Source organism: Phreatobacter oligotrophus (genome assembly GCF_003046185.1).
GTDB classification, from domain to species: domain Bacteria; phylum Pseudomonadota; class Alphaproteobacteria; order Rhizobiales; family Phreatobacteraceae; genus Phreatobacter; species Phreatobacter oligotrophus.
Genome location: NZ_PZZL01000003.1, coordinates 455,176 through 479,546, shown reverse-complemented (window position 1 = coordinate 479,546; position 24,371 = coordinate 455,176). Strand labels below are relative to the sequence as shown.

Annotated in this window: 21 protein-coding genes and 1 pseudogene; 12 read left to right on the top strand and 10 right to left on the bottom strand. The window is 69.3% G+C overall.

Annotated elements, in window-relative coordinates:
* Positions 1–16 precede the first annotated feature (16 nt).
* Both C8P69_RS09390 and C8P69_RS09385 read right to left on the bottom strand, forming a co-directional pair.
* A complete protein-coding gene (locus C8P69_RS09390) occupies positions 17–958 on the bottom strand; it encodes a threonine/serine dehydratase (protein WP_108176368.1) in 942 nt (313 codons plus the stop codon).
* A 48-nt stretch (positions 959–1,006) separates the two neighbouring features.
* Positions 1,007–1,762: a DUF429 domain-containing protein gene (locus tag C8P69_RS09385; RefSeq protein ID WP_108176366.1), complete on the bottom strand. Its 756-nt coding sequence runs from the start codon at positions 1,760–1,762 to the stop codon at positions 1,007–1,009.
* Here C8P69_RS09385 and C8P69_RS09380 point away from each other — a divergent pair.
* The 7 genes from C8P69_RS09380 (at position 1,761) to C8P69_RS09350 (ending at position 8,317) form a co-directional block, all read left to right on the top strand.
* Positions 1,761–2,441 (top strand): transglycosylase domain-containing protein, encoded by a 681-nt coding sequence (locus tag C8P69_RS09380; protein ID WP_108176582.1) that lies wholly within the window; start codon positions 1,761–1,763, stop codon positions 2,439–2,441. The two genes, C8P69_RS09385 and C8P69_RS09380, sit on opposite strands and share 2 nt — an antisense overlap.
* Positions 2,442–2,484: 43 nt before the next feature.
* Positions 2,485–3,192, top strand: a complete 708-nt coding sequence (locus C8P69_RS09375) for an AprI/Inh family metalloprotease inhibitor (protein ID WP_170118188.1) — start codon at positions 2,485–2,487, stop codon at positions 3,190–3,192.
* Between the two features lie 98 nt (positions 3,193–3,290).
* Positions 3,291–4,079: an enoyl-CoA hydratase/isomerase family protein gene (locus C8P69_RS09370; RefSeq protein WP_108176362.1), complete on the top strand. Its 789-nt coding sequence runs from the start codon at positions 3,291–3,293 to the stop codon at positions 4,077–4,079.
* Positions 4,080–4,107: 28 nt separating this feature from the next.
* Positions 4,108–4,986, top strand: coding sequence for an SDR family oxidoreductase (locus tag C8P69_RS09365; protein ID WP_108176580.1), 879 nt, complete (start codon positions 4,108–4,110; stop codon positions 4,984–4,986).
* Between the two features lie 291 nt (positions 4,987–5,277).
* A complete protein-coding gene (locus C8P69_RS09360) occupies positions 5,278–6,099 on the top strand; it encodes an IclR family transcriptional regulator domain-containing protein (protein WP_108176360.1) in 822 nt (273 codons plus the stop codon).
* A gap of 131 nt (positions 6,100–6,230) precedes the next feature.
* A complete protein-coding gene (locus C8P69_RS09355) occupies positions 6,231–7,214 on the top strand; it encodes a Bug family tripartite tricarboxylate transporter substrate binding protein (RefSeq protein ID WP_245901952.1) in 984 nt (327 codons plus the stop codon).
* Positions 7,215–7,327: 113 nt separating this feature from the next.
* Positions 7,328–8,317 carry a Bug family tripartite tricarboxylate transporter substrate binding protein gene (locus tag C8P69_RS09350; protein WP_108176358.1) on the top strand — a complete coding sequence of 330 codons (990 nt, stop codon included), beginning with the start codon at positions 7,328–7,330 and terminating at the stop codon, positions 8,315–8,317.
* A 15-nt stretch (positions 8,318–8,332) separates the two neighbouring features.
* On the opposite strand, the gene C8P69_RS09345 is transcribed toward C8P69_RS09350, so the two are convergent.
* Both C8P69_RS09345 and C8P69_RS09340 read right to left on the bottom strand, forming a co-directional pair.
* Entirely contained in the window at positions 8,333–9,190 is an 858-nt protein-coding gene (locus C8P69_RS09345) for a MaoC/PaaZ C-terminal domain-containing protein (protein ID WP_108176356.1), read from the bottom strand.
* Between the two features lie 131 nt (positions 9,191–9,321).
* A complete protein-coding gene (locus tag C8P69_RS09340; protein ID WP_108176354.1) occupies positions 9,322–10,461 on the bottom strand; it encodes an acyl-CoA dehydrogenase family protein in 1,140 nt (379 codons plus the stop codon).
* 170 nt (positions 10,462–10,631) lie between these two features.
* Between C8P69_RS09340 and C8P69_RS09335 the strand changes: the two genes are divergently transcribed.
* The 3 genes from C8P69_RS09335 to C8P69_RS09325 all read left to right on the top strand — a co-directional run bounded on the left by C8P69_RS09335 (position 10,632) and on the right by C8P69_RS09325 (position 14,393).
* Positions 10,632–11,546 carry an SDR family oxidoreductase gene (locus C8P69_RS09335; RefSeq protein WP_108176352.1) on the top strand — a complete coding sequence of 305 codons (915 nt, stop codon included), beginning with the start codon at positions 10,632–10,634 and terminating at the stop codon, positions 11,544–11,546.
* A 178-nt stretch (positions 11,547–11,724) separates the two neighbouring features.
* Positions 11,725–13,185 carry a 3-oxoacyl-[acyl-carrier-protein] synthase III C-terminal domain-containing protein gene (locus C8P69_RS09330; protein WP_108176350.1) on the top strand — a complete coding sequence of 487 codons (1,461 nt, stop codon included), beginning with the start codon at positions 11,725–11,727 and terminating at the stop codon, positions 13,183–13,185.
* Positions 13,186–13,187: 2 nt separating this feature from the next.
* Positions 13,188–14,393 carry an acetyl-CoA acetyltransferase gene (locus C8P69_RS09325; RefSeq protein ID WP_108176348.1) on the top strand — a complete coding sequence of 402 codons (1,206 nt, stop codon included), beginning with the start codon at positions 13,188–13,190 and terminating at the stop codon, positions 14,391–14,393.
* 543 nt (positions 14,394–14,936) lie between these two features.
* On the opposite strand, the gene hutU is transcribed toward C8P69_RS09325, so the two are convergent.
* The 4 genes from hutU to hutI all read right to left on the bottom strand — a co-directional run bounded on the left by hutU (position 14,937) and on the right by hutI (position 20,374).
* Complete coding sequence (hutU, locus tag C8P69_RS09320) at positions 14,937–16,610, bottom strand: urocanate hydratase (protein ID WP_108176346.1); 1,674 nt, start codon at positions 16,608–16,610, stop codon at positions 14,937–14,939.
* Between the two features lie 2 nt (positions 16,611–16,612).
* Positions 16,613–17,413 carry an N-formylglutamate deformylase gene (hutG, locus tag C8P69_RS09315; RefSeq protein ID WP_108176344.1) on the bottom strand — a complete coding sequence of 267 codons (801 nt, stop codon included), beginning with the start codon at positions 17,411–17,413 and terminating at the stop codon, positions 16,613–16,615.
* Between the two features lie 220 nt (positions 17,414–17,633).
* Entirely contained in the window at positions 17,634–19,169 is a 1,536-nt protein-coding gene (hutH, locus tag C8P69_RS09310; RefSeq protein WP_108176342.1) for a histidine ammonia-lyase, read from the bottom strand.
* On the bottom strand, positions 19,169–20,374 hold the full coding sequence (hutI, locus tag C8P69_RS09305; RefSeq protein WP_108176340.1) for an imidazolonepropionase: 1,206 nt from the start codon (positions 20,372–20,374) through the stop codon (positions 19,169–19,171). The genes hutH and hutI overlap by 1 nt, the downstream gene beginning before the upstream one ends.
* 70 nt (positions 20,375–20,444) lie before the next feature.
* Here hutI and C8P69_RS09300 point away from each other — a divergent pair, with 70 nt between their 5' ends.
* Positions 20,445–21,803, top strand: a complete 1,359-nt coding sequence (locus C8P69_RS09300) for a formimidoylglutamate deiminase (RefSeq protein WP_108176576.1) — start codon at positions 20,445–20,447, stop codon at positions 21,801–21,803.
* A gap of 198 nt (positions 21,804–22,001) precedes the next feature.
* Here the strand turns inward: C8P69_RS09300 and uraD are convergent.
* Together uraD and C8P69_RS09290 are read right to left on the bottom strand one after the other, a co-directional pair.
* A pseudogene (gene uraD, locus C8P69_RS09295) lies at positions 22,002–22,502 on the bottom strand (2-oxo-4-hydroxy-4-carboxy-5-ureidoimidazoline decarboxylase); the annotation flags it as partial.
* 56 nt (positions 22,503–22,558) lie between these two features.
* Entirely contained in the window at positions 22,559–23,086 is a 528-nt protein-coding gene (locus C8P69_RS09290; RefSeq protein WP_108176336.1) for an SH3 domain-containing protein, read from the bottom strand.
* A gap of 210 nt (positions 23,087–23,296) precedes the next feature.
* On the opposite strand from C8P69_RS09290, the gene C8P69_RS09285 reads away from it, so the two are divergent.
* Positions 23,297–24,295 (top strand): 2-hydroxyacid dehydrogenase, encoded by a 999-nt coding sequence (locus tag C8P69_RS09285; protein ID WP_108176334.1) that lies wholly within the window; start codon positions 23,297–23,299, stop codon positions 24,293–24,295.
* Positions 24,296–24,371 lie beyond the last annotated feature (76 nt).

Sequence of the window (24,371 nt, the reverse complement as noted above, 5' to 3'; positions counted from 1 at the left end):
AACGATCACGGATCGTTCAGCCGGCGACCGTCGCGGCAAGGGCGGCCAGATCGACATTGGCGCCGCAGGCGAGGACTCCAACGCGCTCGCCGGGCGCAGGGCGATAGGCGCCGGAGATGAGGGCCGCAAGGGCCGCCGCGCCGCCCGGTTCGCTGGCGGCGCGCAGGCCGAGCCACAGCCGCTTCTGCGCCTCACGGATGGCATCGTCCGGGACGAGGACGACATGGTCCACATGGGCCTTGGCGGTCTCGTAGACGCGGCCGAAGACATTGCGGGCGCCGAGCGAATCGGCGGCGACCGACTGGACGTCGACATCGACCGGCCCGCCGGCGGCGAGCGCCGCGTGGAGGGCGCGGGAGCCCTCCGGCTCGACGCCGACGACCTTCACCCGACGACCGAACCAGGTGGCGATGCCGCCGATGAGGCCGCCGCCGCCGACGGCGACCAGCACCGTGTCGAGCGGGCCGGCATCCGCCTCCCATTCCAGGCCGACCGTGCCCTGGCCGGCCATGGTCGCCCAGGCGTCATAGGCGTGGACGGAGAGCGCGCCGGTCTCGGCCGCGAAGGCCTCGCAGGCAGCCAGCGCCTCGGCATAGCGGGCGCCGCCGACAACAAGGTCGGCGCCTGTCTCGCGGATGCGGGCGATCTTGGCGGGCGATGAGATTTCCGGAACGAAGATGCGGGCGGGGATTCCAAGGGTCGCCGCGGCATGGGCGACGGCGATGCCATGATTGCCGCCGGAGGCGGCACAGACGCCGGCCGCCGGCATGGTCCCGCCGAGCAGGGTGTTGAAGGCGCCGCGCGCCTTGAAGGTGCCGGTCACCTGCAGGAATTCGAGCTTCATCGCCACCGGCACCGGCGTGCCGAAGGTCTCCGCCGGCAGGGTCAGGGTCGGGGTGTGGCGGATATGGCCGGCAATGCGGGCATGGGCGGCGCGGATGTCGTCGGGCGTGAGCATGGGACTGTCCTTGGAGGCCGGGCACGGGAGCCCGGCCGGCGCGCCGGGTCAAGCCCAGATGGCGACGGGCAGGCCATGCGCATCACGCAGCGGCGGATCGGGAAAGGGCCGCGCCGTGCCGGCGAGCAGGCGGCGGGCGACGAGGGCATTGACCGCGGCATCGAGCAGATCGTCCGGCCCCGCGCCACGCGGCGGTGCGAGGAGAAGCGCTTCCGGGAAGCCTGCCGCGACCAGCAGCGCCCGGCGGAAGGCAAGGCCCGGCGGATACGGCCGCGACTTCACCTTCTTCGGTTCCGGCACCGCCGTCTCGCCGTTGAGCCGCCAGAAGGCGACCTCGGGATGGACCTCATGGACGCGATGGACCAGCGCGGGATCGGCGCGCAGCAGCCGGTCGATCTCACGGATCTTGGGGAAGAGGAAGAAGGCCTGTTTCGACACCTTGCGGGGCGGATCGGAGGTCTCCAGCGCCAGCCGGCAGCATTCCCGATAGTCCTCCGCCTCGACGGCGGCGCGGGAGGGCACCGAAAAGACCGATGACTGGCGCTCGCCGAGGAGCGGGCGCACCAGCGATTCCGGCCCTCTCCCGCCGGGTCCCGCCCGGTCGGGCAGGCCGATGGGCATGTCCACGGCGATTTTTTCGACGCCGACGGTGAGATCGGCGAAATCGCGCGTTATCGTGACGCTCGGCGCGAGCGGACCCTCGGCGGCGATCGTCACGGCGATCCAGCCGGCGGGGCATCCATCGATGCCGCGCACCAGCCGCTCCCGGCCGGGAGCGGTCGTTCCCTCCGATGCGATGGTCATGCTCCGCTTCCTCCGCCGCCTGGTCCTCGCCGGCCTTGTCCTTGCCCTGACGCCCCTCGTCCTGACGCTGGTCTATACGGTGGTGACGCCGATCTCGACCCGCATGGTCTGGCGTATGGTGACCCTGCAGGGCTACGAGCGCACCATCGTGCCGCTGGACCAGGTGGCGCGGGCCGTTCCGGCCGTGCTCATCGCCTCGGAGGACGGGCAGTTCTGCCGCCATCGCGGCGTCGACTGGCGCGAACTGATGGCCGTCATCGACGACGAGGACGGCCCGAGCCGCGGCGCCTCGACGCTGCCCATGCAGGTCGCCCGCAACCTCTTCCTCTGGCAGGGCGATACCGGGCCGACGGCCGTCCTCCGCAAGGGGCTGGAGATCCCCCTGGCGCTGATGATCGACCTCATCTGGTCGAAGCGGCGGATGATGGAAATCTATCTCAACGTCGCGGAATGGGGTCCGACCGGCCAGTTCGGCATCGAAGCCGGGGCGCAGCGCGCCTTCGGCAAGCCGGCGGCGCGGCTGACCACGGGCGAGGCGGCCCTTCTGGTCTCCATCCTGCCGAACCCGATCCGCCGCGATGCGCGGGCGCCGGGGCCGGGGGTTCGGCGCAAGGCGGCGATCATCACCCGCCGGGCGGGGGCGGCGGATCTCTCCTGCCTGCGGCTCCAGGACAACTGACGGCGGGTGGACGAAGGACCGGTTTCGCGTTTCAAATCGGCCCATGGTTCCCGCGCTGCTCCTCGTCGCCGCCCTCATCGTCCCGCCGCCCGCCAGGGCGCAGGCGCCCGCGCAATCCGAGGCCGCGCTGGTGGAGCGCGCCGTCGGCCCCTGGGAGCTCTCCAACCCCTCCGGCAGCCGCAAATGCGCCGTGACCTTCCGCGCCGAACGGGCGGGACCGGGCCGCGGCCTGACGCTGGCCGAGGGCTGCGCGGCCGCCTTCCCGGCGGTGGCGAACGTCGCGGCCTGGTCGGTGGCGCCCACCGGCGCGATCCGCTGGCTCGACCGCGCGGGACAGCCGGCCTTCGATTTCGAGGAAACCGAGGTCGGCATCTTCGAATCGCTCAGGGCCGGCGATCCCACCGTCTATTTCCTCACCAATCTCGGGCTCGCCGGACGGACCCTGCCCACGGCGGACGATGTCGCCGGCGGCTGGAACCTCGGCCAGCCCACAGGACGCGCCCTGTGCAGCCTCGGCCTGAAACAGGAGCTGGCGGCGGATGCCGGCGCCCTCGAACAGCGCTTTGCCCTCGACGTCGCCAGCGGCTGCGAGCGCTCGGTCGCCGCACTCGGCCTCACATCGTGGCGGCTCGACCGCGAGATCCTCGTCATCCTGGGCAAAAGCGGCACCCTCTCCTTCCGCCGCGAGGATGGCGGGCGCTGGGTCAAGACGCCGGCCGACAACCGGCCGCTGGTGCTCACCCGCCCCTGACGCCCCTGCCCGAAATGGGGAGTGGCTTTCGTCCCGCCGATTTCGTCCACTGAAACGATGCTTCGTCCGTCGGAACCGGACGCATCGGGAGGACGATCATGAGCGAAGGCGCCGGGGACTCGGTCCGGGTGGAGAGGACGGGGGCGGTCGCGACCCTCATCCTCAACGAGCCGAAGTCGATGAACGCCATGTCGGCGGGCATCAAGGCGGGGATCGAGACGCATCTGCCCGGGCTCCTCGCCGATTCCGGCGTGCGGGCCATCATCCTCACCGGCACGGGCAAGGCCTTCTGCGCCGGCGGCGACATCCGCTCCATGGACGACCGGGCGACGCTCTCGGTGAAGACGCGGATGACGCGGACCTATCGCTGGCTGATCCCGCTCCTGACCGCCGACAAGCCGATCATCGCGGCGGTCAATGGCGCGGCGGCGGGCGCCGGCCTGTCGCTGGCCCTCACCGCCGACCTCATCGTCGCGGCGCGCGACGCCCGGTTCAAGGCCGGCTTCCCCGGCATCGGCGCCGTGGCCGATCTCGGCCTCGCCTATACCCTGCCGCGGGCCATCGGCCACCAGCGCGCCAGCGACATCCTGCTCACCAACCGCGAGGTCGGCGCCGAGGAGGCCCATGCCATGGGGCTCGTCGCCCGGCTTGCCGAGCCCGAGGCGCTGATGGCGACTGCGATGGAGCTGGCGCAGGCACTCGCCGCCGGACCGACCGTCTCGCTGGCGCTGACCAAGCGGCTGATGCGGCGCGCCTATGAGCTGCCGCTCGAAGGATTCCTGGAGAGCGAGGCCATGGCCCAGGTGGTGGCCTTCGGCAGCGGCGATTTCGACGAGGGCGTTGCCGCCTTCAAGGCCAAGCGCAAGCCGGATTTCAAGGGCCACTGAGAACCCGCGGGAGACAGCGATGACGACGATGTTCAAGGACGGCCTTCTCGCCGGCAAGCGCATCCTGGTGACCGGCGGCGGCACCGGTCTCGGCCGCGAGATGGCGGAGGACTATCTGCGCCTCGGCGCGACCGTGCACATCTGCGGGCGGCGCAAGGGCGTGCTCGACGACACCGCGAAGGAGCTGATGGACCGCCATGGCGGGCAGGTCCACACGCATTCGGTCGATATCCGCGTCGCCCAGGCGGTGGAGGAGATGATCGACGAGATCTTCGCCATGGGACCGCTCACCGGCCTCGTCAACAATGCCGCCGGCAATTTCATCAGCCCGACCAAGGATCTCTCGCCGCGCGGCTTCGACGCCATCGCCGGAATCGTCTTCCACGGCTCGTTCTATGTGACGCTGGCCTGCGGCAAGCGCTGGATCGCCGGCGGCCACAAGGCCTCGGTCATCTCCATCCTGACGACCTGGGTGTGGAATGGCGGGCCCTTCACCGTCCCCTCCGCCATGTCGAAGGCGGGCATCAACGTCATGACCCAGTCGCTCGCCGCCGAATGGGGCCGCTACGGCATCCGCCTCAACGCCATCGCGCCGGGCCCCTTCCCCACCAAGGGCGCCTGGGAGCGGCTCAATCCGGGCCTTGCCGCCGAGCAGGACAAGGGCCGCGAGGGCAGCCCCATGGGCCGCAACGGCGAGATGCACGAACTCAAGAACCTCGCGACCTTCCTCATGGCGGATGGCTGCGAGTACCTGACCGGCCAGACCATCGCCATCGACGGGGCGCGCTACAACGCCAGCGGCGGCAATTTCTACTCGCTGTCGGCCCTGTCGGACGGCCAGTGGCAGGAGATGGCGGAGATGATCCGCGCCGCCAACGACAAGGACAAGGCGCAGCGCAGCGTGTGAGAATTACGGGCGGGGACACCCAAAAGGGCCCCACCCGCACCCTCCCCTCGCTCACGCGAGGAGAGGGAGACTTCGACGTCCCGCCCGGCCCGGAACGGTTGGGCCAAGCCCAACGGACCCGCGTGGAGTGGGAGGTCAAAGTCCCCCTCCCTGCGCAAAGCGCGGGGAGGGTAAAGGTGGGGCCTTCATCACCAGGCGGGTTCTCACCGCTACGGGACAGAGCGTGAGCTTTGTGGTGTTATCGCGCCGTTCCGGACGGGCTAAAGCCCTCCGGGAGTTCAGGAAGCCCTTATGCCGTCGTTCGAACCCGTCATCGCGCTGTCCCGCGGCCTCGAGATCCTCCGCGTGCTGAATGCCGAACGGCGCTCCACCGTCGGCTCGCTGCACAAGGCGACCGGGCTCAACAAGGCGACCATCGTGCGCATGCTGGAGACGCTGGAGCACGAGGGCTACGTCATGCGCGACGCGGCCCGCTCGGAATATCTGCCGACCGGGCGCTGCCTGCTGCTCTCCCACGGCTATGACCAGCACCTGTGGATTGGCGGGGTCGCCGAGCCGATCATGCACGAGTTCCGCAAGCAGATCGGCTGGCCCTCCGACATCGCCATTTTCGACCGCGACGCGATGATCGTCGCCCAGACGACGCGCGAGCCGGGCTCCATGCTGTTCAGCCGACGGCCGGGCTTCCGCTTTCCGCTGCTCTCGACCTCCATGGGCCGGGCCTATCTGGCCTTCTGCCCGCCCGAACAGCAGGAGCGCATCATCACCCTGCTCGCCGCCATTCCGGGCAAGTCCACCGACCTCGCGCGCCAGCCGAAGAAGCTCGCCCAGCTCCTCGCCGATGTCAGGGAGAAGGGCTACGCGCTGATGGACGACAGCTACAGCCAGCACGTGTTTGACGGGCGCGTCTGGGCCATGGGCGTGCCGGTGCGCGACGGCGACGAGGTCTTCGCCTCGATCAACATCATGATGCTGCACGGGGTCATCACCGTGGAGGATGCGGTGAAGGGCTTCCTCGGGCCGCTGCGGGAAACCGCCGCGCAGATCGCCGCTGCGCTGACCGACAAGTTCCGCGCCACGCTCTGGGCCCCGGGAGGCGCCAAGGCGGAGTGACAGGGCGCCGTGGGCGCCAGACAGGTTTGACCGGTCCAGCCGGCCGTGGGACCATCGCGGCCGGTCAAAGACCCAAGGGCGAAAACGCCCGCCGAGGCCCTGCCTCGCCAGAGATGTCCAGAGGAAGCCCCATGTCGTTTCGCATGACCCGCCGCGGCCTCATCGCCGCCAGTGCAGCCGCTGTCGCCGCGCCCGGCCTGCTCAAGGCCCAGGGCGCCTGGCCGAACCGCCCCGTCCGCATTCTCTGCGCCTTCCCGGCCGGCGGCATCACCGACGGCTATGCCCGCGCCTATGGCGACTACATCGCCCAGAAAAGCGGCCAGACCGTCGTCGTCGAGAACCGGGTCGGCGCCGGTGGCGGCATCGCCGCGCAGGCGCTGAAAAGCGCGCCGGACGACGGTCACACGCTGATGATCACCATCTCGTCGACCATGCTGGGCAACCGGGTCATGTTCAAGAACCTGCCCTATGACCCGGACAGGGATTTCTCGTTCCTGGCGATCATGTCGACCGGCCACCTGCCGCTGGTCGCGCAGAAGAACACGGGCGCCAGGACCATCGCCGAGTTCGTCGATTTCGCAAGGAAGAACCGGACCAGCTTCGGCTCCTACGCGGCCGGCTCCTTCGCCCATATCGTCGGTGCCGAGCTCAACCGCCGGTTCGGCCTGGACATGACGATCGTCCATTACCGCGGCGAGGCGCCGATGTGGCAGGACCTGCTGACGGGCAACAGCGCGGTGGCCATGGGAAGCTACACCGCCGCCAAGGGGGTGCTCGACACGGGGGCCGGCGTCGCCATCGCCGTGCCGACGTCAAAGCGCATGTCGACGCTGCCGGACGTTGCAACCTATGCCGAACAGGGTCTCAAGGATCCGGTCTTCAACCTGATGAGCTGGGCCGGCTTCTTCGGCAAGGCCTCGATGCCGGCGGAGATGGTGCAGCAGATCTCCGACCTCATGGTCGAGGCCGGCAAGACCGAGCGGATCCGCAACCTGACCGCCACCTTCGGCATCGACGACACCGCGCAGGACCACCGGTTCTTCCGCCAGATCTACGAGACCCAGGGTCCGATCTGGCTCGATCATCTCAGCCGCCTCGGCGTGACGCCGAGCTGAACGACCCTGACGATTGGTCACAGGGCAGGGCGGCGACGCGTGGTCCTACACTGCGACGACGTTGAATCATGCGGGACGCAGAAGCCCGCCTGCATCACTTGAGGAAACGCATTATGAGCATCGTCTTTTCCCGCCGCGGGCTTGTCGCTGCCGGCGCCCTACTCCCCCTCGCATCCCCATCCATCCTGCGGGCGCAAGGCGCGGCCTGGCCGACCAAGTCACTGCGCATCATCTGCGCCTTCCCGGCAGGCGGCATCACCGACGCCTTCGCCCGCGCCTATGGCGAGTATATCGGCCAGAAGAGCGGGCAGACGGTGGTGGTCGAGAACCGGCCCGGCGCCGGCGGCGGCATCGCCGCGCAGGCGATGAAGTCGGCGCCCGACGACGCCCACACGATCATGATCACCATCTCGACGACGCTGTTCGGCAACCGCGTCATGTTCAAGAGCCTCGCCTACGACCCGGACAAGGACTTCTCCCTGCTCGCCCTCTTGCCGACCGGGAGCCTGCCGCTGGTCGCCGCCAAGGCGACGGGGGCGACCAACATCGCGCAGTTCGTCGACTATGCCCGCAGGAACCGCATCAGCTTCGGCTCCTATGCCGCCGGCTCCATGGCGCACATCGTCTGCAACAAGCTGAACCAGCAGTTTGGCCTCGACATGACGGTGGTGAACTATCGCGGCGAAGCGCCGATGTGGCAGGACGTGCTGACCGGCAACAGCCAGATCGCGCTCGGCAGCTACACCGCCGCCAAGGCGGTGCTCGACGCCAATGCCGGCACGGCCATCGCCATCCCCTCGACGCGGCGGATGCGGGTGCTGCCGAATGCCCAGACCTTCCAGGAGCAGGGCCTCGACAACCCGGTCTTCCGGCTGCTCAGCTGGGTCGGCTTCCTCGGCACCTCGTCCATTCCCCAGCCCATGGTCGAGACGATCTCGAACCTCATGCTGGAGGCGGCGCGCACCGAGCGCATCCAGAAGCTCAACGAGACCTTCGGCATCGATGATCCCGTCCTCGGCCATGCCGATTTCAAGAAGGTCTATGACACCGAGGGCCCGATCTGGATCGAGAACGTCAAGGCGCTGGGCCTGACGCCGGCCTGAGCCCTGGCGGCCGCGTCACGCCACCGTGGCGCGGCCGTTGTTCAGCACCACGACGTCGCGCTCGACGACCCGGGCGCGGAACGACACCGCGCTCCCGTCGCGCCAGATCTCGGTGCGCACCGTCTCGCCGGGCAGGACGGGGGCGGAGAAGCGCAGGTCGAGCCGCGTCAGGCGGGCGGGATCGTTGTCGCAGCAGGCCTTCAGGATGGCGCGGCCCGCCACGGCGTAGGTGCACAGCCCGTGCAGGATCGGCCGCGGGAAACCGGCGCCGGTGGCGACATCCGGATCGGCGTGGAGCGGGTTGTAGTCGCCGGAGAGGCGATAGATCAGCGCCGCCTGCGGCAGGGTCGGCAGGTCGACGGCCAAGTCCGGCGCGCGCTCAGGCAGCGGATGGGGTTCGGGAGACGGACCGGACGGCCCGCCGAAGCCGCCCTCGCCGCGGATGAAGGTGGTCGAGGTGAGCGTCGCCAGCAGGTCGCCCGAGGCCTTGTCGATCACGTCGCGCTCGGAGAGCAGCAGCGCGCCCTTGCCGGGGCCCTTGTCGATGATCTCGGTGACGCGGGTGCGGCCGATCACCGTGCCGGTCGCCGGCAGCGGCTTGTGGATGAGGAGGCCCTGTTCGCCATGCAGCACCTTGCGCCAGTCGACCCCGGTGTTCGGGTCCTTCAGCCAGAAACCGGGATAGCCGAGCACCACGGCCATGGTCGGCAGTGCCTTCAGGCCGTCCTCATAGACGAAGGGCAGTTCGGAGCGGTCGACGGGATCGGCGCCGCAGCCGACGCCCAGGGCATAGAGGATCGTGTCCTTGGCCGTGTAGCTGTGCTCGAGGTCAGGGAAGGGCCAGGCTTTGAGTTTGGCGTAGTCGATGGGCATGGGCGTGTCCTGGGAAACTGACCCGTCATGCCCGGGCCTGTCCCGGGCATCCACGAATTCTGCAGGCGCCGTGTTCAAGCCGTGGATGGCCGGGACAAGCCCGGCCATGACGAACGGGCGCGCCGCCCCGCTCACAGCGAGCGGGCGACGATTTCCTTCATGATCTCGGTGGTGCCGGCATAGATCCGCTGGATGCGGCTGTCGGCATAGGCACGGGCGATGGGGTACTCCCACATGTAGCCATAGCCGCCGTGGAGCTGCAGGCAGGTGTCGACCACGCGGCCCTGGAGTTCGGTCAGCCACCACTTGGCCATGGCGGCGGTGGCGACATCGAACTCGCCCGTCAGGAACTTGGCGATGCAATCGTCGAGGAAGACGCGCGCCACCGTCACCTCGGTCTTCACCTCGGCGAGCTTGAATCGGGTGTTCTGGAAATCGGCCAGCGACTTGCCGAAGGCCTTGCGGTCACGGGTGTACTCGACCGTCCATTTCAGCGCCGCTTCCATGACAGCCACCGCCGAAATGGCGACCAGCAGGCGCTCGCGCGGCAGCTCGTTCATCATGTAGGCGAAGCCGCGCCCCTCCTCGCCGATGATGTTGGTGGCGGGCACGCGGACATTGTCGAAGAAGAGCTCGGATGTGTCCTGCGCCTTCAGCCCGATCTTCTCGAGGTTGCGGCCGCGCTTGAAGCCCTCGCGGTCGGCCTCGACCAGGATGAGGCTCACGCCCTTGGCGCCGGCCTTCGGATCGGTCTTGCAGGCGACGACGATGATGTCGGCGAGCTGGCCATTGGTGATGAAGGTCTTCTGGCCGTTGATGACCCAGTGGTTGCCGTCGCGGATCGCCGTGGTGCGGATGGCCTGGACGTCGGAGCCTGCGCCCGGCTCGGTCATGGCGAGGGCGCCGATGGCCTCGCCGCTCGCCATTTTCGGCAGCCAGTGGCGCTTCAGGTCCTCGGAGGCGTTGTTGAGGATGTAGGGGGCGACGATGTCGGAGTGCAGGCGGAAGCCCGGGCCGGTGAAGACATGGCCCATCATCTCCTCGATGAAGATGGCGCTGGTCAGGAAGTCCGCACCGCCGCCGCCATATTCGACGGGAATGTTGGTGAGCAGCATCCCCGCCTCGCCCGCCTTGCGCCAGGCCTCGCGGTCCACCTTGCCCTCCTTCTCCCAGCGGGCATGGTGCGGCGCGATCTCCTCGGCGACGAAGCGGCGGCAGGCCTCGCGAAAGAGGTGGTGCTCCTCGCTGTAGTAGGAGGCGGTGGCGGTCATCGGCGGCGTCTCCGTCCAGGCAGCGGCTCTTCGGGGCCGCAACTGCCCTCCACCATAAGACAGGCGTTTCGAAGACTGAAACGGGATTTCGTCGGATGGTCGGACGGACTATGGTGCAGCCGGCGTCGCGGGGTGCGGCGCCGATCCCCAATCTCGCAAGGACGGCATCCATGGCAGGCGCACTCCAGGACAAGGTGGTCATCGTCACCGGCGCAGGTCGTGGCATTGGCCGGGAGATCGCGCTGACCGCGGCGGCCGAGGGCGCCAAGGTGGTGGTCAATGACCTTGGCGGCGCCGCCGACGGCTCGGGCGCCAGCGCCGCGCCGGCCGAGGAGGTCGCCGCGGAGATCCGCGCCAAGGGCGGCAAGGCCGTCGCGAATTTCGACAGCGTCGCCGAGCCAGCCTCGGCCAATGCCATCGTCAAGGCGGCGGTGGATGCCTTCGGTGGGCTCGACGCGGTGGTGAACAATGCCGGCATCCTGCGCGACGCCATCTTCCACAAGATGTCGGTCGCCGACTTCGAACTGGTCATCAAGGTGCACCTGATGGGCACCTTCTACGTCTCCCACGCCGCCGCGCGGATCTTCCGCGAACAGCAGTCGGGCGCCTTCGTGCATTTCACCTCGACCTCGGGCCTCATCGGCAATTACGGCCAGGCGAACTATGCCGCGGCCAAGCTCGGCATCGTCGGCCTGTCGAAGTCGATCGCGCTGGACATGGCGCGGTTCAACGTGCGCTCCAACTGCGTCTCGCCCTTCGCCTGGAGCCGGCTCATCGGCACGATCCCGACCGAGACGGAAGCCGAGAAGGCGCGCGTTGCCCGCATGCAGGTCATGGGGCCGGAGAAGATCGCGCCGCTCTCGGCCTTCCTCGCCTCGGACGCCGCGAAGGACGTCACCGGTCAGATTTTCGCGGTGCGGATGAACGAGATCTTCCTGATGGGCCAGTCGCGGCCGATCCGCTCCATCCATCGCGACGGGGGCTGGACCTGCGATAGCCTCGCCAGCCACGGCATTCCGGCGCTGAAGTCGTCCTTCTATCCGCTCGACCGTTCCGCCGACATCTTCTCGTGGGATCCGGTGTGAGGAGCCCGGGGATGACGGGCGCGGCGCGTCACCTCTCCCCGGCGGGGAGAGGGGGCCGCCCCTCGCGGACCATCCTCACCCCCTCTCCCGACCTTCGGTCGACCTCTCCCCACCGGGGAGAGGTGGGTAGCCTCTCCGGTGCCGTTGCCGGCACCCGCAGTCTTCGGGACGTGATCTGATGACCTTCGGCATTCTCTCCTTCGGCGCCTACATCCCGCGCCTGCGCCTGCAGCGAAAGGCGATCGCGGATGCGCATGGCTGGTTCAATTCGGCCCTCAAGGGCCAGGGCAAGGGCGAGCGCGCCATCGCCAACTGGGACGAGGATCCAGTGACCATGGCGGTGGAGGCGGGCCGCGACTGCCTCGCCGGCCTCGGCCCGGTGAGCCTGGAAGCTTTGACCTTCGCCTCGACCACCTTCCCCTTCCTCGACCGACTGAATGCCGGCGTCGTCGCCGAAGCGCTCGCGCTCGGCCAGGATCTCGCCACGGCGGATGCCGGCCAGACCCAGCGTGCCGCGACCTCGGCGCTGCTGGCCGCGCTGCGCGGCGGCGGCCCGTCCCTCATCGTCGCCGCCGAGAAGCGGCCGGTGAAGGCGGCGAGCCCCATCGAGATGACAGCCGGAGACGGCGCGGCGGCGATCCTCGTCGGCGAAGGCAAGCCGGTGGCGACGCTGCTGGCCAGCGCCACGCGCACGGCGGATTTCGTCGACCACTACCGCACGCCGGAATCCGAATATGACTACCAGTGGGAGGAGCGCTGGATCCGCGACGCCGGCTACATGCCGCTGGTGCCCCCGGTCATCAAGGCCTGCCTCGCCAAGGCGGGCCTCGGCCCGGAAGCGGTGACGCGGTTCTGCATGCCGGCGGTCCTTGCGAAGGTCGCGAACTCCGTCGCCAAGGGCGCGGGCATCCCGGATGCGGCGGTGGCCGACAATCTCCATGCCGTCTGCGGGGAGACCGGCACGGCCCATCCCCTCGTCATGCTGGTGGCGGCGCTGGAGGAGGCCAAGCCCGGCGACCGCATCATGGTGGTCGGCTTCGGCCAGGGCGCCGACGTGCTGCTCTTTGAGGTCACGGACCAGATCAGCGCTCTCGCCCCTCGCCTCGGCGTGAAGGGCCACCTCGCCCGCCGCCGCGAGGAGACGAACTACGCCAAGTTCCTCGCCTTCAACGACACGGTGGAGCTGGAGCGCGGCATGCGCGCCGAGGCTGACAAGCAGACGGCGCTCTCCGCCCTCTGGCGCAACCGCCACACGGTAACATCCTTCGTCGGCGGCAAGTGCTCCAAGTGCGGAACGCTGCAGTTCCCCAAGACGCGGGTCTGCGTGAACCCCAACTGCACCGCCATCGACACGCAGGAGCCGGAGCCCTTCTCGGGCAAGATCGGCAAGATCAACTCCTACACCGCCGACCGCCTGACCTATTCGCCGGATCCGCCCGCCTGCTACGGCATGATCCAGTTCGACGAGGGCGGCCGCTGGATGATGGATTTCACCGATGTGGACGAGAAGGACCTCGCCGTCGGCCATCCCATGCGCATGATGTTCCGGGTGAAGGACATCGACAGCCAGCGCGGTTTCCGCCGCTATTTCTGGAAGGCGGCACCCGCCGCCACAACCGATCTCTCTGGGAGGGCCTGACCATGCCCAAAGGCATTCGCGACAAGGTCGCCATTCTCGGCATGGGCTGCTCGAAATTCGGCGAGCGCTGGGACATGAACGCCGAAGACCTGATGGTCGAGGCCTACACGGAAGCGCTCGGCGATGCCGGCATCGAGACCAAGCAGATCGATGCGGCCTGGCTCGGCACGGCCATCGAGGAGCAGCATGTCGGCAAGTCCGCCGTGCCGCTCGCGGTAGCGCTGCGCCTGCCCTACATCCCGGTGACGCGTGTCGAAAACTTCTGCGCCACCGGCACGGAAGCCTTCCGCGGCGCGGTCTATGCGGTGGCCTCCGGTGCCGCCGACATCGCGCTTGCCCTCGGCGTCGAGAAGCTCAAGGACACCGGTTATGGCGGCCTGCCGCAGCGTGGCCGCGGGACGCTTCCGAACATGACCTGGCCGAACGCCTCGGCGCCCGGCTATTTCGCCCAGCTCGCCGCCGCCTACCGCGCCAAGTACGGCTCGGCGCCGCAGGACCTGAAGCGCGCCATGGCGCATGTCTCGGTGAAGAGCCACGACAATGGCGGCAGGAACCCCAAGGCGCATCTCAGGAACAAGATCACCATCGACACGGTGCTGAACTCGCCGATGATCGCCGAGCCGCTCGGGCTCTACGATTGCTGCGGCGTGTCGGACGGGGCGGCCTGCGCCATCGTCACGACGCCGGAGATCGCCCGCAGCCTCGGCAAGCGGGACCTCGTCTCGGTGAAGGCGCTGCAGGTGGCGGTGTCGAACGGCACCGAGGCGCAGCACAATTCCTGGGACGGCAGCTATTTCGCGACGACCCGCATCGCCGCGACCCGCGCCTACCAGGAAGCGGGCGTGGAAAAGCCGCGCGACGAGATCAACCTCATCGAGGTGCACGACTGCTTCTCGGTGACCGAGCTCGTCACCATGGAGGACCTGCACATCTCCGCCGAGGGCCGGGCCATCCACGACATCCTCGACGGCTTCTACGACGCGGACGGCACGATCCCCTGCCAGATCGACGGCGGCCTCAAGTGCTTCGGCCACCCGATCGGCGCCTCGGGCCTCCGGATGATCTACGAGATGTACCTGCAGATGCAGGGCCGCGCCGGCGAGCGCCAGCGCAAGGACCTGCCGCGGCTGGGGCTCACCCATAATCTCGGCGGCTTCCCGCACCAGAACGTCTGCTCGATCTCGATCGTCGGGCAGTACGAGGGGTAGAGGTTCAAAAACGGCCCCACCCTTACCCTCCCCTCTCGCGAGGGGAGGGAGACTATGACCTCGCGCGCATTATGAATCGGCTGGGCCTGGCCCCGCCGTCGCCGGCCCAACACGACGCTGTGGTCCCCCTCTCTTGGAGCGGAGCGAACAAGGGGAGGGTAAGGGTGGGGCCATGGCCTCCACCGCCTTCTCCGTCATGCCCGGGCTTGGCCCGGGCATCCACGAATTGGTTCCAGGGCGATGCGTCTTCCAGAATTCTGGCCGGCGCCCCTTCGACCTGCGTCGTGGTCAAGTCGTGGATGCCCGGCACAAGGCCGGGCATGACGCCGTGAGGGGCGGCGTTGGACTGAAGAGAGGGCTCCGCCGTTCACCTCTGCCCAGCGGGGAGAGGTCGATCCGCCGCGAGGACTTCGCCAGTCCGTCACCCCCGGCGAGGCCGAAGGCCGAGGGAAGGGGGTCCAGGAATCACGGGCGGAGCCGAGGCCCCTGGATTCCCTTCCCCTCGCTTCGCTCGGCCGGGAATGACGGACAGAGCGAGACCCCTCACACCCCGATGCCGAGGGCGGGCAACTTCAGCCCCTTCTCGCGGGCGCAATCGATGGCGATGTCGTAGCCGGCATCGGCATGGCGCATGACGCCGGTGCCGGGATCGTTCCACAGCACCCGTCCGAGCCGCGCCGCGGCCTCCGGCGTTCCGTCGGCGACGATGACGACGCCTGAGTGCTGCGAATAGCCCATGCCGACGCCGCCGCCATGGTGGAGCGACACCCAGGTGGCGCCCGAGGCCGTGTTGAGCAGCGCATTGAGCAGCGGCCAGTCGGAGACGGCGTCCGAACCGTCCTTCATCGCCTCGGTCTCGCGGTTGGGCGAGGCGACGGAGCCGGAATCGAGATGGTCGCGGCCGATGACGATGGGGCCGATCTCGCCCTTCGCCACCATCTCGTTGAAGGCGAGGCCGAGGCGGTGGCGGTCGCCGAGGCCGACCCAGCAGATGCGGGCGGGAAGGCCCTGGAACTGGATGCGCTCCTTGGCCATGTCGAGCCAGGTGCGGAGGTGCGGATCGTTGGGGATCAGCTCCTTCACCTTGGCGTCGGTCCTGGCGATGTCCTCCGGGTTGCCGGTGAGCGAGGCCCAGCGGAACGGACCGATGCCGCGGCAGAAGAGCGGGCGGATATAGGCCGGGACGAAGCCGGGGAAGTCGAAGGCGTCCGCCACGCCCATGTCCTTCGCCATCTGGCGGATGTTGTTGCCGTAATCGAGCGTCGGCACGCCCATGCGGTGGAAGTCGAGCATGGCGCGCACATGGGTCGCCATGGACTCCTTCGCCGCCGCCTCGACCGCCTTCGGATTGCGCTCGCGCGCCTCTTCCCACTGGGCGAGGCTCCAGCCCGCCGGCAGGTAGCCGTTGAGCGGGTCATGGGCCGAGGTCTGGTCGGTGACGACGTCCGGGCGGATGCCGCGGCGGACCATTTCGGGGAAGATCTCGGCGGCATTGCCGAGGAGGCCGACCGAGATCGGCTTGCCGGCCTTGTGCGAGCGGTCGACGATCTCCAGCGCCTCGTCGATGCTGCGCGCCTCGGCGTCGAGATAGCGGGTCTTCAGGCGCATCTCGATGCGGCTCGGCTGGCATTCCACCGCGATCATCGACGCGCCGGCCATGGTGGCGGCGAGCGGCTGGGCGCCGCCCATGCCGCCGAGGCCGCCGGTGAGGATCCACTTGCCCTTGAGCGAGCCGCCGAAATGCTGGCGCGCCACCTCGGCGAAGGTCTCGTAGGTGCCCTGAACGATGCCCTGGCTGCCGATATAGATCCACGAGCCGGCGGTCATCTGGCCGTACATCATCAGCCCGAGCTTATCGAGGTGATGGAAATGGTCCCAGGTCGCCCAGCCCGGGACGAGGTTGGAATTGGCCAGCAGCACCCGCGGCGCATCGGCATGGGTGCGGAAGATGCCGACCGGCTTGCCGGACTGGATGAGCAAGGTCTCGTCCGGCTCGAGCGAACGCAGGGATGCGACGATGCGGTCGAAGCTCTCCCAGTCGCGCGCAGCCCGGCCGATGCCGCCATAGACGACGAGCTCGTTGGGGCGCTCCGCCACCTCCGGGTCGAGATTGTTCATCAGCATGCGCAAGGCCGCCTCGGCGCCCCAGGTTTTGGCGGTCATGGCCATGCCGTGGGGGGCGCGGATGAGGCGGGAATTGTCGAGGCGGGTCGCCATGGTCAGGGCTCCAGGGTGGCGGCGGCGTCGAGAATGGCCGCGACGATGCGGGTGAGGACGGCTTCGGTGCGGGCGGCGACCGCCTCGTCATAGGTCCAGGGCGGGCTTTCCAGCATGTAGGCCGATTGCGCCAGCTCCATCTGGACGGCGTGGACTCGGCGCTCCGGCGCACCGTAATGGCGGGTGATCCAGCCGCCCTTGAAGCGGCCATCGGCGACGAAGGTCATGCCGGAGGCTTCGGCCTCGCGGATCGCGGCCTCCCGGATGGCAGTGGCGCAGGACGCGCCGTCGTTGGTGCCGATGTTGAACACGGGGAGCGTGCCGGGGAAGAGGTTGGGCACCTCCGACCGGATCGAATGGCAGTCGTAGAGCACGCAATAGCCGTGGCGGATGCGCGTGGTCTCGATGGCCGCGGCCATGGCGGCATGGAAGGGCGCGAAATAGAGCTGCTTGCGCCGGCCGATCTCGGCCGGACCGGGCTCGCGGCCCTCGCGGTAGATCGGCTCGGCGTCGAAGGTGGTGGTGGGGCAGAGCGTCGTGGTGTTCTGGCCCGGATAGAGCGAGACGCCGGAGGGGTCGCGGTTCACGTCGATGACGAAGCGCGACAGGTTCTGCCGGACGACGGTCGCGCCGGTACGGCGGGCGATGCCCTCGTAGAGCCGGTCGATCCACCAGTCGGTGTCGGGGACGGAGCGGCCGAGATCGTTCAGCTCCACCGACACCTCAGGCGGGATCATGGTGCCGGCATGGGGCTGGCCGAGGACGAGCGGGCCATCGCCCGGGATGACGGTGACGGGGGTCATGGCGACTTCACACGCTGTTTGGTGCGCGATTGCGAGCCGGGCAAGGCGCTGCGGCGCACCTCTCCCCGGCGGGGAGAGGTCGATCCGCGCGCCAGCGAGGAGCGGGTGAGGGGGAGCCTTCGCGGGGACGCGGCTCGCCCCCTCTCCCGGCCTTCGGCCGACCTCTCCCCGCCGGGGAGAGGTGAAGAGGAAGCTCGGGCGATCAAGGCGCGCGCCATCCTCACGCCTCCCCGAACAACCGCTCGACCACGTGCCCGAAGGGCGTCGTCAGGCCACCGCCGGCGACGAGCGCAGAGGCCGCAGCCATCTCGGCGGCGAGCGGCCGGTCGCGGTCGAGCATCGGGGCGATGGCGCGGATGGCCGCATGGGCCTTTTCCAGCAAAGGGCTGGTGCGCAGCGGCGCGCGCATGTCGATGCCCTGCGCCGCCATCAGCGCCTCGATGCCTATGATGCGGCAGAGGTTCTCGGCCATGGGCCCGAGGCGGCGGGCGCCGTGGGTGGCCATGGAGACGTGATCCTCCTGGTTGGCGGAGGTCGGTATCGTGTCGGTCACCGCTGGCGCCGCCTTCTGGCGGTTCTCGGAGGCAAGCGCGGCGCTCGCCACCTCGGCGATCATGAAGCCGGAATTGAGCCCCGGCTCGCGGACGAGAAAGGCCGGGAGCCCCGAGAGCACCGGATCGACCAGCATGGCGCAGCGGCGCTGGGCGAGATTGCCGACCTCGCAGGCCGCGAGCGCCAGCATGTCGGCGGCGAAGGCCACCGGCTCGGCGTGGAAATTGCCGCCCGACAGCACGTCGCCATTGTCGGCCATGACGAGGGGATTGTCGGTGACGCCATTGGCCTCGGCGAGGAGCATGGCCTGCGCCGAGCGGATGACGTCGAGCGCCGCCCCCATCACCTGCGGCTGGCAGCGGATGGAATAAGGATCCTGCACGCGCGGATCGTCGGCGAGATGCGAGCGGCGGATCTCGCTGCCCTCCATCAGCGCGCGCAGCACGGCGGCGACGACGATCTGGCCGGGCTGGCCGCGCAGCGTGTGGATGCGCGCGTCAAAGGGCGTGTCCGAGCCGGCAATGGCGTCGGTGGAGAGCGCACCGGTGACAAGGGCCGCGGCGAAGGCGTTCTCGATGAGAAAGAGGCCGTGGAGGGCCAGCGCGGTCGAGACCTGCGTGCCGTTGAGCAGGGCGAGGCCCTCCTTCGGGCCGAGGACGACAGGCTTCAGTCCCGCCTTGGCGAGGGCCGCGCCGCCATCCATCCGTACGCCGTTGAGGGTCGCCTCGCCTTCGCCGATCAGCACGGCCGCCATATGGGCGAGCGGCGCAAGATCGCCGGAGGCGCCAACGGACCCTTGCGCCGGGATCACCGGCAGGACTCCGGCCTTCAGCATGGCGACGAGGAGATCGACGGTCGCCGGTTGCACGCCCGAGGCGCCATGGGCGAGGCTCGCCGCCTTCAGCGCCAGGACAAGACGGACAATGGGCTCCTCCAGCGGCTCGCCGATGCCGGCCTGGTGCGAGCGGACGATGTTGACCTGCAGCTCCGCCAGCTTGTCGGCGGGGATGCGGACGCTGGCGAGCTTGCCGAAGCCGGTATTGACGCCATAGGCCGCGTCATTGCCCCGCGCCTTGGCCATGAGGAGCTCATGGCCCCGCTGGATGGCCGGCGCGGTGGCCGGATCAAGGGCGGGGGTGGCGCCGGCGGCAACGCGCCGCCAGAGGCCGAGGGCATTGCCCCCGGCGCGGATCAGATCGGTCATCAGGCGCCTCGATGGCGGGCGTGAAGCGGGTTGAAGCCGATCCGATAGACGAGTTCGGCGAGCCGTTCCACCGACCAGAGGCACAAGTCGGCGCGCCGGCCCGGCTCCAGCACGCCGATATCGTCGCGACCGAGGGCCTTCGCAGCATGACGCGTGAAGCCGAGCAGGCATTCCGCCACGGTCAGGCGGAAGAGCGTCGCGCCCATGTTCATGGCGAGGAGCGGCGAGGTGAGCGGCGAGGAGCCGGGGTTCGAATCGGTCGCGAGCGCGATCGCCGTGCCGTGGCGGCGGAAGGCCTCGACCGGGGGGACCTTGGTCTCGCGGATGAAATAGAAGGCGCCCGGCAGCAGGACAGCGACGGTGCCGGCCTTGGCCATGGCCGCGGCGCCCTCCTCGTCGGTATATTCGAGATGGTCGGCCGAGAGCGCGCCATGGTCGGCGGCGAGCTTGGCGCCGTGGAGGTTCGACAGCTGGTCGGCATGGAGCTTCACCGGCAGGCCATGCCGGGCCGCGGCGGCGAAGACCCGCGCCGTCTCCTCGGGCGAAAAGGCGATGCCCTCGCAGAAGGCGTCCACCGCATCGGCGAGACCGTGGCGGGCGATGGAGGGGATCATCTTGTGGCAGACGAGCTCGAGATAGGCCGCCTTGTCGCCATGGGCCTCGGGCGGTAGGGCATGGGCGCCGAGGAAGGTCGTGACCACGCCGACATCCCGCGCCTCGGCAAGCGATCGGGCGACCTGCAGCTGCTTTTCCTCAGTGTCGAGGTCGAGGCCATAGCCCGACTTGATCTCGACCGTCGTGACCCCTTCCGCAATCAGCTGGTCGAGGCGGGGCAGGGTCGCCTCGGCGAGGTCGCGGGGCTTGGCGGCGCGGGTCGCCTTCACCGTCGAGACGATGCCACCGCCCGCCCGGGCGATCTCCTCGTAGCTCGCACCCTTCAGCCGCAGCTCGAATTCGTGGGCGCGGTTGCCGGCATAGACGAGGTGGGTATGGCAATCGATGAGGCCGGGGGTCAGCCAGCGGCCGTCGCAGCGGATGGTCTCCACGGGATCGAGCCTTGGGGCGTCCGCGCGCTGGCCGACAAAGACGATGCGGCCGCCGGAGGTCGCGACGATGCCGTCCTCGATCAGGCCGAGGCCATGGTCCGCGCCGGTTCCGGCCATGGTGGCAAGCCGCGCGTCGCGGAAGAGCCGGTCAACGCGCATGGGATGCTCTCGGCACGTCGTATTCCTCGCCCAACAGTGCTAGGCGAAAAACCGTAGCATGGAGACGGCGATGGACAAGCTCCATCTGGACCGGGCGCTGACGCCCGAGGGCTGGCGCGACAACGTGACCGTGACGGTCGGCGCGGACGGGCGAATCACAGCGATCAGCGAGGGCGCGGAAGCCGGCGCAAGGCGCATTCCCGGCATCGCGCTGCCGGGCCTGCCGAACCTGCACTCCCACGCTTTCCAGCGCGGCATGGCCGGCATGACCGAGGTCGCCGGGACGGGCGAGGACTCGTTCTGGACCTGGCGCGACTGGATGTACCGCTTCGCCCTGGCGCTCGAGCCGGAGGATGTCGAGGCCATCGCCGCGCTCGCCTATGTCGAGATGCTGGAGGCTGGCTTTACCACGGTCGGCGAGTTCCACTACCTCCATCACGGCCGCGACGGGCGGCCCTATGCCGACCCGGCCGAGCTTGCCCGCCGCTGCATCGCCGCAGCGGAGGCGACGGGCCTCGGCATCACCATCCTGCCGGTCTTCTACGCCCATTCCGGCTTCGGCGGCCTGCCGCCGGGCGAGGGCCAGCGGCGTTTCATCAGCGATCTCGACCTGTTCAGCCGCGTCTGCGAGGGCGCCCGGGCGGCGGCGGGGGCCTATGCCCGCGGCGGCTTCGGCATCGCGCCGCATTCGCTGCGGGCCGTCACCGAGGCGGAGCTGACCGCGCTGCTCGCGGCTTTCCCGCAAGGTCCTGTCCACATCCATGTCTCCGAACAGGTCAAGGAGGTCGAGGATTGCCTCGCCGCCCATGGCCGCCGTCCCATTGCCCTGCTCGGCGACTGGGCGGAGTTGTCGGAGCGCTGGTGCCTCATCCACGCCACCCACGCCGATGCCGCCGAGGTCCAGCAGATGGCGACGGCGGGCGCGGTGGTCGGCCTGTGCCCGGTGACCGAGGCCAATCTCGGCGACGGGCTCTTCGCCGGCGTGGACTTCAAGACCCGGAGCGGTCGATTCGGCATCGGAACGGATTCGAACGTGGCGATCTCGGCGACGGGCGAGCTGTCGATGCTCGACTATGCCCAGCGCTTCGCCACGCGCCGCCGCACCGCCATGGCGGATCGCGGCCGCTCCACGGGACGGACGCTGGTCGAGGCCTGCCTTGCCGGCGGCGCGCAGGCGCTGGGGCTCGGCGCGGCGGGGATCGCGGTCGGGGCGCCGGCGGATCTCGTGGTGCTGGATGCCGGGCACATGGCTTTCGCGGGACGGAGCGGGGATGCCGTGCTGGATTCCTGGATCTTCGGGCCCTCGACGGGCGCGATCCGCGAGGTCTGGGTGTCGGGCCGGCGCGTCGTCGAGGGCGGCCGGCACGTGGCGCGCAGCCCGGTGGAGACACGGGCGCGGAAAGTGCTCGAGCGGGTCATCGGAGGGTAAGGGCCAGCCTTGCGGCTCGCTCATCGGCTGCCGCCCTCACGCCACCCGTTCCGCGTCATGGCCGGGCTTGTCCCGGCCATCCACGACTTGAACACCGTCCTTGGGAAGACAATTCGTGGATGCCCGGCACAAGGCCGGGCATGACGGCAGCGGTTCCTGCGCCATATGCGGCTCGCGCTGTCTCGAGGACTCAGCGCCTCAGGGCAGCAGATCCTTCAGCCGCAGCAGCGCGATGCGCTCGATCTGGGTCAGCGCCTCGGCGAACTCGGCCGCGGCATCGTTCTTCAGCCGCGCCTCGAAGGCCGCACGAATCTCGTCCTTGGTCTTCCCCTTCACCGCCAGGATGAAGGGAAAGCCGAAGCGCGCCTTGTAAGCCTCGTTCAGCCGGGTGAAGTCGGCGCGCTCGGCATCGGTGAGGCGATCAAGGCCGGCGGAGGCCTGCTCGCCGGTCGATTCGGCGGTGAGACGACCGGCCGCGGCAAGCTTGCCCGCAAGATCCGGATGGGCCTGGATCAGCGCCATCTTGGCCTCGTCGCCGGCGGCGCGCATGATCTGGACCATCGCGGCGTGGAGGCCCTCGGCGGTGTCCTGCCCGGCCCCGAGGCCGCGATCGAAGGCGCCTTCCGCGATCCAGGGCGAATGCTCCCAGACGGCGGCGAAGCGCGCAAGGAAGGCGACGCGGTCGAGACGGGACGGCAGGGACATGACGGCTCCGGCAGTGGATTGCCGGACCCTAGCGAGGGCTAAGCGCGCCGTCACTCGACCTTTTCGTTGGGATAGACGCCCCAGAGCCGCGTCTGCTCGATCCAGCCGTCAAAGCCCGGGCCGATGATCCGGCACCAGGCGCCGTTGCAGCTCTTCACCGAGGCCTGCACGCGCGGCTCGAGCCGGGCGACGATGCGGTCGCCGGCGGGGCGGTTCATCAGTGAGATGAGCTCGCTCGTGTTGCCGCGCGGCATGACCATGCCGGTGCGCCGGCCCGAGAGCATGGAGTGGAAGACCCAGGTCTCGGTGCCCTCGTGGTCGCGGATCCGGCGCCAGTTCTCGAACTCGGCGGTGACCTCAACGGGCAGGCCGGAGCGCTGGTAGATCCAGACCACCTGATGGTCGCGGGTCGGGCCCATGCGGGCATTGACGCGCTCGGACTTGAGGCTGACGAAGCGCGGCACCGGCAGGCGCGTCGCCGAGCCGATGGAGCCGGTGACCTCGGCCATGGCCGTCGCGGGAGTGGCGACGGCAAGGACGAGGGCGGCAATGGCCGCAATCGGTCGGAAGCAACGCATGACGCAACTCACCCGGTACGCACGGAACCCCTGCGACAGGCCTGCGGACCCTTCGAAAGACGGGGCTTTCGGCCGGTCCGACGACTTTGTCTGGCGCAGCCCTTCTGTTAGAGAGGTCGCGCCAGGGCCAATCTCCCCCATCAGGGTTAAGACAGGCTTGATGGCCGCGTGTTCCCCAGCGGGACGTGTCGCTTTTTCAGAGGTTTGGGCATGGCGAACCGCAAGAAGCCGCTCGTCGTCGTGACGAGGAAACTCCCCGACAGCGTCGAGACGCGGATGCGCGAGCTGTTCGAAACGCGGCTCAATGTCGACGACCGGCCGCTGAGCCAGGCCGAACTCGCCGCTGCGGTGAAGGAGGCCGACGTGATCGTGCCGACCGTCACCGACAAGATCGACGCGGCGCTGCTCTCCCAGGCCGGCCCGCAGCTGCGGCTCATCGCCCAGTTCGGCAACGGCGTCGACAATATCGACGTGGCGAGTGCCGTGCAGCGCGGCATCACCGTCACCAACACGCCGGGCGTCCTCACCGAGGACACGGCCGACATGACCATGGCGCTGATCCTCGCCGTGCCGCGCCGCCTCGCCGAGGGCTTCGAGGTGCTGGAGCATGGCGAATGGGGCGGCTGGTCGCCGACCTGGATGCTCGGCAAGCGCATCCACGGCAAGCGCCTCGGCATCGTCGGCATGGGCCGGATCGGCCAGGCGCTGGCGCGCCGCGCTGCCGCCTTCGGCATGCAGATCCACTATCACAACCGTCGTCGCCTGCCGGAGAAGCTCGAGCAGGGGCTGGACGCGACCTATTGGGAGAGCCTCGACCAGATGCTCGCCCGCATGGACATCGTCTCGGTGAACTGCCCGCACACGCCGGCGACCTATCACCTGCTCTCGGCGCGGCGGCTGAAGCTCCTCAAGAAGGACGCCTATATCGTCAACACCGCCCGCGGCGAGATCATCGACGAGGTGGCGCTGACGCGGATGATCGAGGCGGGCGAGCTGGCGGGCGCCGGCCTCGACGTGTTCGAGCACGAGCCGGCGGTGAACCCGCGCCTCTTGAAGCTCGCCAAGGCCGGCAAGGTCGTGCTGCTGCCCCATATGGGCTCGGCCACCGTCGAGGGCCGCGTCGACATGGGCGACAAGGTCATCGTCAACATCAAGACCTTCATGGACGGCCACAAGCCGCCGGATCGCGTGCTGCCGAGCATGCTCTGAGCCGGAGCGCGCCGGCCGGCATCCCAGCTTCAACCGTCATGCCCGGGCTTGTCCCGGGCATCCACGACTTCATCTC